The 14207-nt window shown below is 71.2% G+C and carries 18 protein-coding genes; 10 read left to right on the forward strand and 8 right to left on the reverse strand.

The window, feature by feature from the left end:
- Positions 1–93: 93 nt before the first annotated feature.
- On the forward strand, positions 94–927 hold the full coding sequence (locus ACZ5PB_RS29600) for a PIG-L family deacetylase (RefSeq protein ID WP_468695319.1): 834 nt from the start codon (positions 94–96) through the stop codon (positions 925–927).
- A gap of 19 nt (positions 928–946) precedes the next feature.
- Here ACZ5PB_RS29600 and ACZ5PB_RS29605 read toward each other — a convergent pair whose 3' ends face one another.
- Positions 947–2245 carry an NAD(P)-binding domain-containing protein gene (locus tag ACZ5PB_RS29605; RefSeq protein WP_468695321.1) on the reverse strand — a complete coding sequence of 433 codons (1299 nt, stop codon included), beginning with the start codon at positions 2243–2245 and terminating at the stop codon, positions 947–949.
- 123 nt (positions 2246–2368) lie between these two features.
- Here ACZ5PB_RS29605 and ACZ5PB_RS29610 point away from each other — a divergent pair, with 123 nt between their 5' ends.
- Both ACZ5PB_RS29610 and ACZ5PB_RS29615 read left to right on the forward strand, forming a co-directional pair.
- A complete protein-coding gene (locus ACZ5PB_RS29610; protein ID WP_468695270.1) occupies positions 2369–2737 on the forward strand; it encodes an ArsR/SmtB family transcription factor in 369 nt (122 codons plus the stop codon).
- Complete coding sequence (locus tag ACZ5PB_RS29615; protein ID WP_468695272.1) at positions 2734–3264, forward strand: GNAT family N-acetyltransferase; 531 nt, start codon at positions 2734–2736, stop codon at positions 3262–3264. Before ACZ5PB_RS29610 ends, ACZ5PB_RS29615 begins: the two co-directional genes overlap by 4 nt.
- Before the next feature lie 25 nt (positions 3265–3289).
- On the opposite strand, the gene arsB is transcribed toward ACZ5PB_RS29615, so the two are convergent.
- A complete protein-coding gene (gene arsB, locus ACZ5PB_RS29620; protein ID WP_468695273.1) occupies positions 3290–4342 on the reverse strand; it encodes an ACR3 family arsenite efflux transporter in 1053 nt (350 codons plus the stop codon).
- Entirely contained in the window at positions 4342–4647 is a 306-nt protein-coding gene (locus ACZ5PB_RS29625) for an ArsR/SmtB family transcription factor (RefSeq protein WP_468695275.1), read from the reverse strand. Before ACZ5PB_RS29625 ends, arsB begins: the two co-directional genes overlap by 1 nt.
- Positions 4648–4805: 158 nt before the next feature.
- On the opposite strand from ACZ5PB_RS29625, the gene ACZ5PB_RS29630 reads away from it, so the two are divergent.
- From ACZ5PB_RS29630 to ACZ5PB_RS29640, 3 genes are all read left to right on the forward strand, one after another.
- Positions 4806–5210, forward strand: coding sequence for an arsenate reductase ArsC (locus tag ACZ5PB_RS29630; protein ID WP_468695277.1), 405 nt, complete (start codon positions 4806–4808; stop codon positions 5208–5210).
- 51 nt (positions 5211–5261) lie between these two features.
- Positions 5262–6041 (forward strand): DUF6193 family natural product biosynthesis protein, encoded by a 780-nt coding sequence (locus tag ACZ5PB_RS29635; RefSeq protein ID WP_468695278.1) that lies wholly within the window; start codon positions 5262–5264, stop codon positions 6039–6041.
- 63 nt (positions 6042–6104) lie between these two features.
- Entirely contained in the window at positions 6105–6335 is a 231-nt protein-coding gene (locus ACZ5PB_RS29640) for a DUF6243 family protein (protein WP_468695280.1), read from the forward strand.
- A 121-nt stretch (positions 6336–6456) separates the two neighbouring features.
- Here the strand turns inward: ACZ5PB_RS29640 and ACZ5PB_RS29645 are convergent, their stop codons facing one another.
- The 5 genes from ACZ5PB_RS29645 to ACZ5PB_RS29665 all read right to left on the reverse strand — a co-directional run bounded on the left by ACZ5PB_RS29645 (position 6457) and on the right by ACZ5PB_RS29665 (position 10454).
- Positions 6457–6720 (reverse strand): DUF4287 domain-containing protein, encoded by a 264-nt coding sequence (locus ACZ5PB_RS29645; RefSeq protein ID WP_468695282.1) that lies wholly within the window; start codon positions 6718–6720, stop codon positions 6457–6459.
- A gap of 122 nt (positions 6721–6842) precedes the next feature.
- Entirely contained in the window at positions 6843–8048 is a 1206-nt protein-coding gene (locus tag ACZ5PB_RS29650; RefSeq protein WP_468695284.1) for an ABC transporter permease, read from the reverse strand.
- Complete coding sequence (locus tag ACZ5PB_RS29655; protein ID WP_468695286.1) at positions 8048–8791, reverse strand: ABC transporter ATP-binding protein; 744 nt, start codon at positions 8789–8791, stop codon at positions 8048–8050. The genes ACZ5PB_RS29650 and ACZ5PB_RS29655 overlap by 1 nt, the downstream gene beginning before the upstream one ends.
- Entirely contained in the window at positions 8788–9870 is a 1083-nt protein-coding gene (locus ACZ5PB_RS29660) for a peptidoglycan-binding protein (protein ID WP_468695288.1), read from the reverse strand. Before ACZ5PB_RS29660 ends, ACZ5PB_RS29655 begins: the two co-directional genes overlap by 4 nt.
- A complete protein-coding gene (locus ACZ5PB_RS29665) occupies positions 9867–10454 on the reverse strand; it encodes a hypothetical protein (protein WP_468695290.1) in 588 nt (195 codons plus the stop codon). The genes ACZ5PB_RS29660 and ACZ5PB_RS29665 overlap by 4 nt, the downstream gene beginning before the upstream one ends.
- Positions 10455–10543: 89 nt before the next feature.
- On the opposite strand from ACZ5PB_RS29665, the gene ACZ5PB_RS29670 reads away from it, so the two are divergent.
- From ACZ5PB_RS29670 to ACZ5PB_RS29685, 4 genes are all read left to right on the forward strand, one after another.
- Entirely contained in the window at positions 10544–11209 is a 666-nt protein-coding gene (locus ACZ5PB_RS29670; RefSeq protein WP_468695291.1) for a response regulator transcription factor, read from the forward strand.
- Positions 11206–12480, forward strand: a complete 1275-nt coding sequence (locus tag ACZ5PB_RS29675; RefSeq protein ID WP_468695293.1) for an ATP-binding protein — start codon at positions 11206–11208, stop codon at positions 12478–12480. The genes ACZ5PB_RS29670 and ACZ5PB_RS29675 overlap by 4 nt, the downstream gene beginning before the upstream one ends.
- Positions 12477–13328 carry a sulfurtransferase gene (locus ACZ5PB_RS29680; protein ID WP_468695295.1) on the forward strand — a complete coding sequence of 284 codons (852 nt, stop codon included), beginning with the start codon at positions 12477–12479 and terminating at the stop codon, positions 13326–13328. Before ACZ5PB_RS29675 ends, ACZ5PB_RS29680 begins: the two co-directional genes overlap by 4 nt.
- Before the next feature lie 141 nt (positions 13329–13469).
- Positions 13470–13997 (forward strand): hypothetical protein, encoded by a 528-nt coding sequence (locus ACZ5PB_RS29685; RefSeq protein WP_468695297.1) that lies wholly within the window; start codon positions 13470–13472, stop codon positions 13995–13997.
- Positions 13998–14207: the final 210 nt, after the last annotated feature.

Below are 14207 nucleotides of genomic sequence, written 5' to 3' on the forward strand. Positions count from 1 at the left end.
CAGGACCGTAAGGCCCTGCGGTATGGGGAACAGGCGGGTTGGTTGGCGTGGTTGCAAGGGTGGGGGACCACGACTCTGCAGGAGGACAATTTCATGGCTGATCGGCCCTTGACGCTCATGGCAGTGCACGCTCATCCCGATGACGAGGCCACCGGGACCGGTGGGGTTCTCGCGCGGTATGCGGCGGAGGGGATTCGTACGGTTCTTGTTACCTGTACCGACGGCAGGTGCGGGGACGGGCCCGGGGGCGTCAAGCCCGGTGAGGCCGGGCACGATCCGGAGGCTGTGGCTCTGATGCGTCGTCAGGAGCTGCGGGTGAGTTGTGATGCGCTCAAGATCAGTGATCTGGAGACGCTCGACTACGCCGATTCCGGGATGATGGGGTGGGCCAGCAATGACGCGCCGGGGGCCTTCTGGCAGACCCCCGTCGAGGAAGGTGCCGCTCGGCTTGCGGAGCTCATGCGGGAGTACCGGCCCGATGTCGTGGTCACGTACGACGAGAATGGGTTTTACGGGCATCCGGATCACATCCAGGCCCACCGCATCACCATGGCCGCGGTGGAGATGACCGACCTGACACCCAAGGTGTACTGGACGACCATGCCACGCTCTGCCATGCAGCGGTTCGGGGAGATCATGAGCGAGTTCGGTGGGGACATGCCCGAGCCGGATCCCGCCGAGACCGCCGCGTTGGCCGAGATCGGGCTTCCCGATGACGAGATCACCACGTGGGTGGACACCACCGCGTTCAGCGACCAGAAGTACGACGCGCTGGCCGCGCACGCCAGTCAGGGCGAGAACATCTTCTTCCTCAAGATGGGGAGGGAGAGGTTCGGGGAGTTGATGGGGCTGGAGACGTACGTACGGGTCAAGGACGCCACCGGCGCGGCCGTACCCGAGAACGATCTCTTCGCGGGACTGCGCTGAACCGGGCGGGCTGTCGCTGTCACGATCCGCAGCAGCCGGCTGCGTCGGCCTGTTCCGTCGTGGGGGCGTTGAAGAGTCCGGGGCCGCCGCATACTCCTGTCTCGGGCAGGGTCAGTTCGACCTTGTCGGCTGAGTCCAGGTCGCCCGCCAGGGCCGCTGCGACGGAGCGGACCTGTTCGTGGCCGGTCATCGCGAGGAAGGTCGGGGCTCGGCCGTAGGACTTCATGCCGACCAGGTGGATGCCCTGTTCGGGGTGGGAGAGTTCGCGGTGGCCGTGGGGGTAGACCGTGCCGCAGGAGTGCTGGTTGGGGTCGATCAGCGGGGCCAGTGCGGTGGGGGCCTGGAGGCGGGTGTCGAGGTCCAGGCGCAGTTCGTTCAGGAAGGTCAGGTCGGGGCGGAAGCCGGTGAGGGCGATGACCTCGTCGACCGGGGGTAGGCGGCGGCCGTCCTCGGCGATCAGGACGAGGCGGTCGGTGTCGTCGCGTTCGATGGCTGCGGTACGGAAGCCTGGGACGGCTTCCGCGTGGCCGTTGTCGACGGCGGACTTGGCTGCGAGACCGAGGGCGCCCCGGGCCGGCAGCTGGTCGGCCTCGCCGCCGCCGAAGGTGTTCCCGGAGATGCCTTGGCGGCGGAGGACCCACACTGCGTGGGTGCCGTTGCCGTCGGTGGATGTGGCCAGGTCCGCGAGTCCTGCCAGGGCTGTGAAGGCGGAGGCGCCGGAGCCGATCACGGCCGTACGCCTGCCCGCGTAACGGGCCCGGACGGCCGGTGAGTCGAGGTCGGGGACCCGGTAGGTGATGCGGTCGGCGGCGGCCTTCTCGCCGAGGGCCGGGAGGCCGCTGCCGCCGGCCGGGCCCGGGGTGTTCCAGGTGCCGGAGGCGTCGATGACGGCGCGGGCCAGTACGCGCTCTTCGGTGCCGTCGGCGCGGGTGAGGTGGACCAGGAACGGCTGGGCTTCGCGGTCGGCGTCGACGACACGGTCGCGGCCCGTGCGGGAGACACCGGTGACGGTGGTTCCGGTGCGGACCTTGTCGCCCAGTACGTCGGCGAGGGGCTGGAGGTAGTGGGCCACCCAGTCGCCGCCGGACGGGTAGGCGGCGCCGTCCGGGCGTACCCAGCCGGTGGGGGCCAGGAGCTTCTCGGCGGCCGGGTCGACGACTTCGGACCACGGGGAGAACAGCCGCACGTGCGCCCACTCCCGGACCGCTGACGCGGCGGTGGGGCCGGATTCCAGGACGAGTGGTTCGATCCCCCGCCCTAGGAGGTGGGCAGCGGCGGCCAGGCCGATCGGGCCGGCTCCGATCACTACTACGGGCAGAGCGGTCACGGTGGGCTCCCGTTGATTCGATGGTTGTCGATGTGCTGTCCGGCCCCAGCTTGGAGTCTTGTATTCGTGGTTGTCAATATAGACATTGGTCGAAGTTTTGCGGAGGATGGGCGCATGACTACGAAGGTGCTGCCGCTGGTGGAGCCGGAAGCCGTCGTTCCGTGCTGTCCGCCCCTGTCCGAGCGTCCGCTCACGGCCGAGGAGGCCGAGCGGACCGCCGTCATGTTCAAGGCCCTCGGGGACCCGGTGCGGCTGCGGCTGTTCTCGCTGGTCGCCTCGCACGAGGGCGGCGAGGCGTGCGTGTGCGACATCTCCGACGTCGGCGTCTCCCAGCCGACGGTCTCCCACCACCTGAAGAGGCTCCGCGAGGCCGGGCTGCTGGCCTCCGAGCGGCGCGGTACGTGGGTGTACTACCGGGTCGAGCCGTCCGTCCTGGCCGCCATGGGCCAGCTCCTCACCCGCCGTCCGGGGGCTGCCGGATGACCGACCGGGTCGTCCCACAGGCCGCCGTCGCTCAAGTCGACCCGCAGGTCGTGCCGTTGACCGGTGATTACGCGGACCAGGTCCTGGCGATCTATCAGGCCGGTATCGACGAGGGCAACGCCACCTTCGAGACCACCGCCCCGACCTGGGCCGAGTTCGACGCCGCCAAGCCGGCCGCGCACCGCTTCGGCGCGCTCGATGCCGACGGCACGCTGCTCGGCTGGATCGCCGCCACCGCCGTCTCCGACCGCTGTGCGTACGCGGGTGTCGTCGAGCACTCCGTGTACGTCCACCCCCGTGCGCGCGGCCGGGGCGTCGCCGGGCTGCTGCTGGCCGCCCTGGTGCGGTCGACCGAGGCGGCGGGGATCTGGACGATCCAGTCCGGGATCTTCCCCGAGAACACCGCCAGCCTCGCCCTCCACGCACGCGCCGGATTCCGCGTCATCGGCACCCGTGAGCGAATCGGCCGCCACCGTGGCGTCTGGCGGGACGTGGTGCTGCTGGAGCGGCGTAGCCCCGTCGTGTGATCAACTCGCCCCGCGCCGGGGCGGGTTACGCGGCCGTCGCCGCGGCGTCCGGGGCGAACCTCTTCCGCCAGGCCAGCGCCACGTACACCAGGCCGATCAGCACCGGCACCTCGATCAGCGGGCCGACCACCCCGGAGAGCGCCTGGCCGCTGGAGACTCCGAAGGTGGCGATGGCGACCGCGATCGCCAGCTCGAAGTTGTTGCCCGCAGCGGTGAAGGCGAGGGTGGCGGTGCGGTCGTAGGCCAGGCCCAGGCTCTTGCCGAGGAGGAAGGTGCCGAAGAACATGACCGCGAAGTAGACCAGCAGCGGGAGCGCGATGCGCACGACGTCGAGCGGCTGCGAGGTGATCGTCTTTCCCTGGAGTGCGAAGAGGATGACGATGGTGAACAGCAGCCCGTACAGCGCCCACGGCCCGATCCGGGGAAGGAACTTCGCCTCGTAGTCGGCACGGCCCATCCTCCGCTCGCCGACGCGCCGGGTGAGGAACCCCGCCAGCAGCGGGACGCCGAGGAAGACGACGACGTTCAGGGCGATGTGCCAGACGGACACGTCCAGGCCCTGGCCGTCGCCGAGGTGCAGCCAGCGCGGCAGCAGGTCGAGGTAGAACCAGCCCAGCAGGCCGAACGCGAGGACCTGGAACACGGAGTTGAGGGCGACCAGGACGGCGGCGGCCTCGCGGTCGCCGCAGGCCAGGTCGTTCCAGATGATGACCATGGCGATGCAGCGGGCCAGGCCGACGATGATCAGGCCGGTGCGGTACTCGGGCAGGTCCGGCAGGAAGATCCAGGCCAGGGCGAACATCACCGCGGGGCCGACGAGCCAGTTGACGACCAGCGAGGAGACCAGCAGCCTGCGGTCGCCGGTCACCCGGTCCAGCCTGTCGTAGCGGACCTTGGCGAGGACCGGGTACATCATCACCAGCAGGCCGAGCGCGATCGGCAGGGAGATCCCGCCGATCTCGACGCTCGCGAGCACGTCGTTCAGGCCGGGCACCAGACGGCCCAGCCCGAGGCCGACGGCCATCGCGAGGAGTATCCACACGGCGAGGTAGCGGTCGAGGGTGGAGAGCTTTCCCATCAGCAGGCCCGCTTGCTCTGGGCCGCGTCGCGGGCGGCGGAGGCCAGCGAGGCGAACTGCTCCGACAGCGTCTCCAGGACCTCGGGCTTCAGCCGGTAGTAGGTGAAGCGCCCGCACGGCTCCGTGTCCACCACGCCGGCCTCGCGCAGCACCTTCATGTGGTTGGACAGGTTCGTCTGCTTGGCGCCCGTCTCCTCCACCAGGTGCGTCGTGCACAGCGTCTCGCGGGCGAGCAGGGTCACGATCCGGAACCTGAGCGGGTCTGCCAGCACCCGCAACAGATCAGTGTCGACTGAAGTCAGCATGGGCTGATACTTTCACATCACCACCCACTGATACCAGCAGGGGCTGATGCGTGAGGGCGCGCCTTTCCGGAGAACGGTTCCGGAGAACGGCTCCGGAGAACGGCTCCGGAGAACGGCTCCGGAGAACAGCGCCCACCCGGAGAGAGGACCCCCATCCCATGACCGCGACACCGAAACCGTCCGTGCTGTTCGTCTGCGTGCACAACGCCGGCCGGTCCCAGATGGCCGCCGCCTGGCTCGCCCACCTCGCGGGGGACCGCGTCGAAGTCCGCTCGGCGGGTTCCGCCCCGGGCGAAGCCGTCAATCCGGCCGCGGTCGAAGCCATGGCCGAGGTCGGCATCGACATCTCCCGCGAGACCCCGAAGATCCTCACCGTCGACGCGGTACGCGAGTCCGACATCTGCATCACCATGGGCTGCGGTGACAGCTGCCCCGTCTTCCCCGGCAAGCGCTACCTCGACTGGAAGCTGGAGGACCCCGCAGGGCAGGGCGTCGAGGCCGTCCGCCCCATCCGCGACGAGATCAAGCGCCTGGTGGAGGGGCTGATCGCCGAGATCCCCTAGTCGTGCGCGATCCGCCCGACCGGTCCTGCTCCCGCTGCCTAAGGTGTGCGCATGTCCGAACGTTCAAGCGAAGCGCGGTCCGTCCTCTATCCCGAGCTCGCCGCCTCCGGCAGCCTCGGAGAGGCGCTGGCCCGGGAGGCGGTCCGGCGGGGACGGCGTACCGAACCGCTGGGGCCGGTCGAGGGGTACGGGCCCCTGGCCGCCGCAGGCGGTGTGGATGCGCAGGGCGGGACGCGGTTCGCCGTGTACGCGGCCAACACGGACGAGCGCGAGTTCCGCATCGAGATCGACGTGGTCGGATCGATCCGGGGAGCGTACGCCAGCACCGATGACTTCGAGCTGGTCGGCGACCTCCTGCATGCCTGGCGCGGGGGAGCCACGATCGGCGGGCTGATGCGCGAGTGGCCGTTGCTCGCGGCATCGCCGTTGGAGGCGGCGCCGCCCGGGAAGGTGGTCTCGACCGCCTGGCGGCTGACCCTGGAGCGCTCCGGGACGATCAGGCTGGGCGACGCCGAACTGGCCGAGGCGCTGTACGCACAGCCGGCGCTGCGCGCGTTCTTCCCGTTCCCCTCGCACGGCGCGTTCAGCCTGCTCAGCAGTACGGCCGATCCCTTCTACGAGGAGGTTCCGCGTGCGGTGCCGACGATCGACGGACTGTGGAACGTCATCCTCGAATGGTCGCGGTGGACGCCGCACCTCCCGAGGCGCGAGCTCGGCTCCCGGCTCGACGCCCGGGAGGCGGCGGCGCTGATGGCCGCGAACGTTCCGGAGGGCAGCGGGCCTGCCGTCGAGGGCGGGTGGCCGCATCCGCCGCCGGCCAGGACCGAGTGACGAGTACCCCCCTGCCCGCTGGACTGGCGTGCGGGGGCGGTGGAACCGGGTAACGTCCTTGTCATGACCGTGAGCAAGAACATCAACAACCCCGTGGGCATGGGCGGCGGCCAGCGCAAGCGGCAGTCCCGCGCCGAGCGGGCGGACAACGGTCCGCACCGCAACCGTGACCGCAAGGGTGCCGCCGACCAGAAGGCGGAGCTCCTGCGCAAGATGCGCGAGAAGGCGGAAGGGGCGGCTGCCGACAGCGACGGGCAGGCGGACGCGGGCGAAGGCGACTCCACGCAGAGCTGAGCTGAGCCTGAGCTGACGCGCTCCGCGAGTCAGGTAACACCGCACGCCGACGAAGCCCCGGGTCCCAGTGGCCCGGGGCTTCGTCGTGGCGTGCTTCGGCTGGTGCCCGGGGGGCGGTCGCTCATCCGTTGACGGAGGAGCCCGAGGTGTCCGAGGTGTCCGAGGTGTCCGAGGTGGACTCAGCGAGGGTGTGGGCGACCAGGGCGTTGGCGTGGCCGTGGCCCAGGCCGTGTTCGGTCTTGAGCCAGCTGACGAGTTCCATGTGCTTGGTCAGGGGCGAGGAGCGGATGAGGGTCTTCCACTCTTCGATCGGGCGGCCGTACTTCTTCTCGATGGAGGGGAAGTAGCTGGCGGGGCCCTTGGGGGGAGTGGCGGGGGTGGGCATGGGGTGTTCCCGTTTCTCGGTCTGCGTGGCGGTTGTTGTTCCTGCTTGTTATTAGGACCTGTGGGGAGCGGGGAAGTCATCGGGTTTCGGGGTGTGGGGCGGGTCACAGTCCATGTGCGGCGTCAGGCTGCCTGGAGTGCCAGGGTCGGGGACAGCCGGGCCGCTCGGACCGCCGGGTAGAGGCCCGCGACCGTGCCGATGGCCAGGGTGGCCGCGAAGCCGCCCGTCACCGCCCAGAGCGGGACCACCCACGGGAGGCCGCCCGAGGCCGCGTACGCGCCGGTCGCCGCCGCGCCCAGGGCCACTCCCGCCAGGCCGCCCAGGCCCGACAGCATCAGGGACTCCGTGACGAACTGGATGCGGATCTGGCCCCTCGTCGCGCCCAGCGAGCGGCGCAGGCCGATCTCGTGGCGGCGCTCCAGCACCGAGATGATCATGGTGTTGGCCACGCCGACCCCGCCCACCAGCAGGGCGATTCCGCCCAGGCCCAGGAGGAGGGTGGAGAAGGCGCCCTCGGTGGCCGCCTTCGCCTTGAGGGCCGAGGAGGGGTCCGTGACCCGGACGTTCTGGGGGTTGTGCGGGTCGATGGTGGGGGCAAGCAGGGACCGGACGTCGCGTACGGAGGCGTCCGTGGAGCGTTCGTAGAGGGAGGTGGGGTGGCCGTCGAAGGACAGCAGGTTCTTCGCGGCGGACCAGCCGACCAGGGCGGAGCGTTCGATCTCCGGGGCCAGCGGGAGCGGGGCCAGGATGCCGATGACGGTGAAGTAGCGGTCGCCCAGCCAGACTTGGCGGCCGGGTTCGGTGATGCCGAGGCGTTCGGCGGTGACGTGGCCGAGCACGACGGAGGGGTAGCGGCCGTTGGCGGCGTTGAGCCAGGTGCCCTTGGCGATCCGGCCCCGCAGGACCTCCAGGAGTTCCTGGGTCGCGGCCTTCACCGCGATACCGCTCGTCTCCGCCTCGGGGATCTTCTCGGAACGGCGCACCGAACGCGGTACGTCGCCCGTGGCGCCCGCCTGCTCGACGCCCTTGATGCGGCCGACCATGCCGAGCGCCTCCTCGGGGAGTTTGACCTCGCCGCCCGCGAACATCGACTCGCCCGGTGTCGCCACCAGCATGTTCGTACCCAACTTGTCGAGTTCTCTGACCAGTTGGGCCTGGCTGGAGGCGGAGATGCCCACCACCGCGATCATCGTCGCGATGCCGATGGCGATGCCCAGGGCGGAGAGGACGATACGGACGGGACGGCTGCGCAGGCCCGCCGAGCCGACGTGGAGCACGTCCCGGGGACCGAGGCGGGCCGCTTTGAGCCTGGAGGGGGTTTTCGGCATCAGGCGAGCACCCCCGTCCGTGCGCCCCGCGTCGCCGCGGTGTCCGCGACCACTCGGCCGTCCCGGATCCGGACCTGGCGCGGCAGCCGGTCCGCGATCTCCGTGTCGTGGGTGATGACGGCGATCGTGGCGCCCTCCTCGTTCAGGTCGCGCAGCAGGTCCATGACCGCCGCGCCGGACGCCGTGTCCAGGGCTCCGGTCGGTTCGTCGGCGAGGAGGAGGTCGGGGCGGCCGACCACCGCGCGGGCGATCGCGACGCGTTGCTTCTGGCCGCCGGAGAGTTCGTGCGGGCGGTGTTTCATTCGGTCCGCCAGGCCCACCCTGGCCAGGGCCTCGGCCGCCAGCGCGCGGCGGCGGGGTCTGGGCAGGCCCGAGTAGAGGAGGCCTTCGGCGACGTTGTCCTGCGCGCTGATGCCGGGGACCAGGTGGAAGGACTGGAAGACGAAGCCGATGTGGCGCGAGCGCAGCGCCGAGAGGCGGCGGTCGGAGAGGGCCGACACCTCGTGGCCTGCGATGCGGACCCGGCCGGTGGTGGGCTTGTCGAGGGTGCCGATGATGTGCAGGAGGGTGGACTTCCCGGAGCCAGACGGACCTACGATGCCGGTCAACTCGCCCTGATTGATAGTGAGTTCGACTCCGTCGAGGGCCTTGACCCCGCCCGCGTACTCCTTGGTGACTCCGGCCAGCTCGACCACCGCTTCGGCCGGCGCGGAGGCCACCGCCTCCGGTTCCGTACCGCTCACAGCGACGGCACCCCGACCTTCGTGCCCTCGCGCAGTGCGCCGCCGGTGATCTCCACCCGGCCGTCCGCGAACATGCCGAGCTCCACCTTCACGTCCCGGCCCCTGCCGTTCTCCACGACCTCGACGCCGAAGCCGCCGCCGGGCAGCGCGAGGAGCGCGTTGACCGGCACGGACAGGACGTTCCGGGAAGTCTGTCCGGTGAGGTTGACGGTGACCGGGGACTGGTCGAGGGCCTTGACCTTCGACGGGTCGTCGAAGGACACCGTGACGTCGATCTTCGGTTCCTTGTCGTTCGGGTCCTCGCCCGCCTTGGCGACCTTGCCGACGCCGGTGACCTTGCCGGGTACGGAGGTTCCGTCCGGGAGGTCCACCGTGACCTTCGTACCTACCTTCGCGAGCGAACCCTCCGCGACCGGCAGCTGGAAGCGCACCACGCGTGCCGCGCCGGTGACCGTCAGGACCGTCCGTCCTGGGGCCGCCGGGTCGCCGACCGCCGAACCCGTCTCCTTCACACGTACCGGGCCCGTCGCGAAGGTCACCTGGTCGGGGCCTATCTGCCCGGTCTGCTTGAGGTCGTGGGACTTCTGCCAGCGCTTGACCGCGCGCGCCGTGCCGTCCGTGTACTTCTCGTCGACGGTCAGGTATGCGCCGTAGCCGAGGTCCCGCAGGTTCTCCTCCAGCTGCCTCACGTCGCGGCCCTTGTCGCCCGGCTTCAGCGTCCGGTACATCGGGCCGCTGCCGTACAGCAGCCGTACGGGCGTGCCGTCGACCTCGTACAGCCGCTGGTCCCGTACGACGGTGGAGCCGGTGCCCGCGATCCAGGTGAAGGTGCCCGCGGCCGAACCGGCCCCCGGGCCCGCGTTGATCCTGCGTTCCTGGGCGTAGCCGAGGGTGCCGGTCTGCTGGCTGCTGTCGCTGAGGTCGCCGCGCTCGACGGTGGCGGTGGTGCGCGGCGGGCCCTTCCGGGTGGCGGCGGTGTTGTCCTGGTCGGGGGCGCCGTACGCGGCGACGGCCGCCGCGCCGCCGCCCGCGAGCAGGACGAAGGCGGTCACCGTGACGACGAGCCTGCGGCGCGTCACCGGGCACCGCTCTCACAGGCCTTCATGGCCTTCTCGAACTTCTCCTTCTCGGGGCCCGCCTTCGGCATCGGCAGCGCCTTCTGCATCGACCCGTCGAACTTCGGGTCGGGCATGTCGACACCGTTCTTGCGCATGCAGCCCGCGAACTTGATCGCCTTGTCCTTGTCGGCCTGGGTCAGCTCGCGGCCTGCGCCCATGCCGCCGCCCTTGCCCTTGCAGGCCTTGAAGGCCTTCTCCATCTTTTCCTTGCTCATGTCGCCGCCGCCGATGGAGATGCCGCCCTGGTTCTCGCCCGGCTTGGGCTCGGGCACGTCCAGGCCCTGGTCGCGCAGGCACTTGCGGTACTCCAGCGCCTGGTCGGCCTTCTTGCCCTCGCCGCCGGCGTCGGAGCTTCCGGCGCCGCTGTCGGTCTTGCCGCCGTCCCCGGTGTCCGTGCCGCCCGTGCCGCCGCCCGCCGAGCAGGCGACGGTGGTGAGGAGCGCGAGGGCCGCGAGGGCGGTGGCCCGGCCTGCGTGACGGAGGTGGCTGGAGTGGCGGAGGCGCCGGAGGCGCCGGACTCGTTCGGCTGTACGCGTGGCTGTCATGGGAAGGAGGGTGCGGCGGAGGGGTGTTTCGTTTCTCTCAAGCCCGCCTTTACACCGACGAAAGGTGCAGGTGGGTTAGACAGGGCCCCATGCGCGTACTGGTGGTGGAGGACGAGGAGTTCCTCGCGGAGATGATCGCCGAGGGGCTGCGCCGCGACGCGCTCGCCGTGGACGTCGCGGCGGACGGCGCACAGGCCCTGCGGAAGCTGGAGTTCGGGGCGTACGACGTCATGGTCCTGGACCGCGACCTGCCGGGCGTCCACGGCGACGAGGTCTGCCGGCGGGTGGTAGGCCTCGGTCTGGAGACCCGGATCCTGATGCTGACCGCGTCGGGGACGGTACGGGACCGGGTGAACGGGCTCGGCATCGGCGCCGACGACTACCTCACCAAGCCGTTCGCGTACGACGAGCTCCTCGCCCGCGTCCTGGCGCTCGGCCGCCGCTCCCGCCCCGCCCTGCCGCCCGTCATCGAACGCGCCGGCATCGTCCTGGACACCGCGCGCCGCCAGGCCGACCGGCACGGCCGCCCGCTGCACCTGTCGCGCAAGGAGTTCGCCGTACTGGAGGCGCTGCTGCGGGCGGACGGGGCGGTGGTCAGCGGCGAGGACCTGATCGAGCAGGTCTGGGAGGAGCACACCAGCTACCGGACGAACGCGGTCCGGGTCACCCTGAGCAAACTCCGCACCAAGCTGGGCGAACCGCCGGTGGTGGAGACCGTGCCGGGCGTCGGGTACCGGATCGCGGGAGCGGCATGAGGAGTGTGCGCGGCCGGCTGACGATGTTGTACGGCGGGCTGCTGGTGCTCGCGGGAATGCTGCTGACGGGTGTGGTGTACCTGCTCGTACGGCAGGGGCTGTACACGTCGATCAGCCTGGCGGTGACGACGGCCGTGCCCGCCGGACTGCTGAAGACGCCCGTGCCGCGGCCGAGCGGCTCGTCGGGTGCCCCGGTGCCCCCGGTGCCGCACGCGTCGGTCCTGCCCGCGAGCCCGGCGCCGTGGCCCTCCGGGGCGGTCCCCCCGTCGTCGCTCCGGCCGTCCTACACGGTGGCGCAGGAGCTCAGCGACGCCGCCGAGGCCGCCGCGCTCAACCGGCTGCTGATGGTCTCCCTGGGGGTGCTCGTGCTGTACTCGGTGGCCTCGGTGGTGCTCGCGTGGTGGATGGCGGGGCGGGTGCTGCGACCGGTCGCGGTGATCACGGACACCGCGCGCAGGCTGTCCGGCGACAACCTGCTGGGGGTTCCGTCCGGCGAGCCCTGGGGCCGGATCGACCTGAAGGGCCCGCCGGGCGAACTCAAACGCCTGGCGGACACCTTCGACTCGATGCTGGAACGGATGGAACGCCTCGTCGCCGCCCAGCAGCGGTTCGCCGCCAACGCCGCCCACGAGCTGCGCACCCCGGTGGCGGTCCAGCGGGCCGCCGCCGAGATCGGGCTGGCGGGCGATCCCGCCCCGGAGCGGGTCGCCCGCATCCGTACGAAACTCATCGACGTGGCCGACAAGAGCGAGCGCATCATCAACGGCCTGCTGCTGCTCGCCGCTTCCGAACAGGGCCTGGAGCGCCGTGATCCGGTACGGGTCGACGAGGTGGCGCGGGCGAGCGCGGAGGCACTGGCGGCGGAGGCGGCGGACCGGGAGGTGACGATCTCCGTCGAGGCCGGACCGCTGACGGTCGAGGGCGACGCCGTCCTCCTGGACCGCCTGCTGCACAACCTCCTCCTCAACGCGGTCCGGCACAACCGCTGGGGCGGGCAGGTGCTGCTGCGTACCGGCCCGGCGGGCATCGAGGTCTCCAACACCGGTCCGGTGGTGGACGAGGCGACCGTGCCGCTGCTCTTCGAACCGTTCCACCACACCGGCGGCGGGGGCGCCGGCCTGGGCCTCTCCCTCGTCGAGTCGATCGGCCACGCCCACGGGGCGACCGTCACGGCGACGTCGAATCCCGCGCCGGAGGGGGGCCTGACGGTGCGGATACGGTTCCCGTCGACGTACGCATCGAACGCATCGAACGAAGGGGGCGGGCTGTGAGCGCGACGCACGGGCCGGGGCCGTTGGCAGGGGTGGAGTGGCTGGCGGAGCGGCTGGGACAGCCGGGGCTGGTGGTTCTCGATGCCTCCGTGGGGGCGAACCGGGGGCGCGGGCCGTGGATCCCGGGAGCCAGGATCTTCGACATCGACGGCGAACTGTCGGACCACGGCCCCGGACTGCCGCCGCACACCATGCCCGGGGCGGATCAATTCACCTCTGCGGTACGGGCATTGGGGGTGAATGACGCCAGCCGCGTGGTCGTGTACGACAGCGTCGGGATCTACTCCAGCGCACGGGCGTGGTGGATGCTGCGGGCGATGGGGCTGGAGCGGGTCGCGGTGCTGGACGGGGGCCTGCCGGGCTGGATCGCGGCGGGCGGGGAGGTGAGCGATGCCGCTTCCGACGCTTCGTCGTACGCACCCGGGGACTTCACCGCGCGGCCGAGGAGCGGGGCCTTCGTCGGGCGCGACGAGGTGGGCGAGGCGCTGGCGGACGGCGGCAGCGGGCCTCTGGTGCTCGACGCCCGCAGCCGGGGCCGCTTCGCCGGTACGGAGCCGGAGCCGCGCGCGGGGGTGCGCGGGGGCCACATGCCGGGCGCGGTGAACCTGCCGTTCGGGGAGTTGCAGGACGGCGGGGGACGGATGCGGGGCGAGGCGGAGTTGCGGGCCGTGTTCGATGAACTGGGGCCGGTGGAAAGGCCGTTGGTGGTCAGCTGCGGGTCGGGGGTCACGGCGTGCGTGCTGGCGCTGGGGGCGGAGCTGGCGGGGCGGCGGGAGGTGTCGGTGTACGACGGGTCGTGGAGCGAGTGGGGGGCGGAGGGGGCGGGGACGGAGGTGGTGCGGGGCTGAGGGGTCTTGTGGGGCTGAGGGGTCTTGTGGGGTTTGCCTGCGCCAAGGCTTCATCAAGGTCTCGTCAGAAGTGGCTGACATCCGTCAGTGAACCGTCAACTCCGGTCGATCGGGCCACCGGGCGCGCATAGCCTCGCCGGCATGGAGAGCGCGGGAACGACGTCGTCCGACACCTGGCACCAGAACACCGAATGGGCCGAGGACGTACGGCACGCGGTGCGGTGCGGGGTGACGCTGCTGGTGATGCTCGTGGCGATCGACGCCCTTGCGAAGACGGCGAGTTGGCAGCGTACGGCGCTGTGGGTGGGGCTGGCCGGGATGCTGCTGGTCATCCTGGTCCCGGTACGGGTGACCGCCGGGGCGGGGTGGCTGGCGGCGAGGGGGGTGCTGGGCGAACACGTGGTCCGGACGGACCGGCTGGTGTCCGTGCGGTGGGCGGACGGGGTGGCCCCACGCGTGGTGCTGAGGGACGCGGACGGCGAGCGTGTGGAGTTCGATCCGAAGGTCCTCGTGGCCAATCCGGCGCTTTGGCGGGTGGTGGAGGGGGATGCGAGGGGGTGTGTGGAGAGGGGGACGTTGCTTTGGGGGGTGACGGTTTTGGGGGAGTTGGGGGAGTGGGTTGATCGGGAGGCGGCGAGGACGGTGTTTCGGGTGTCGGGGTTGGAGTAGGTGGCCTGCGGTCTGGTGCGGGTGGGGGTCCGCTGCGCGGGCTTCTCCCCTCCCCGCCCCTTCCCGAAACTGGGGCGCTGCCCCAGACCCCGGGTGGCGGGCCCGGCCACGGCCGGTGGTCATGTGCGGTGGGTTCTTGGCTGGTCGCGCAGTTCCCCGCGCCCCTGAAGTACTCGTCGCTGACGGGCGCAGGGAACTGCGCGGCGCTGG

It is taken from the genome of Streptomyces sp. NPDC032721, from assembly GCF_055579625.1.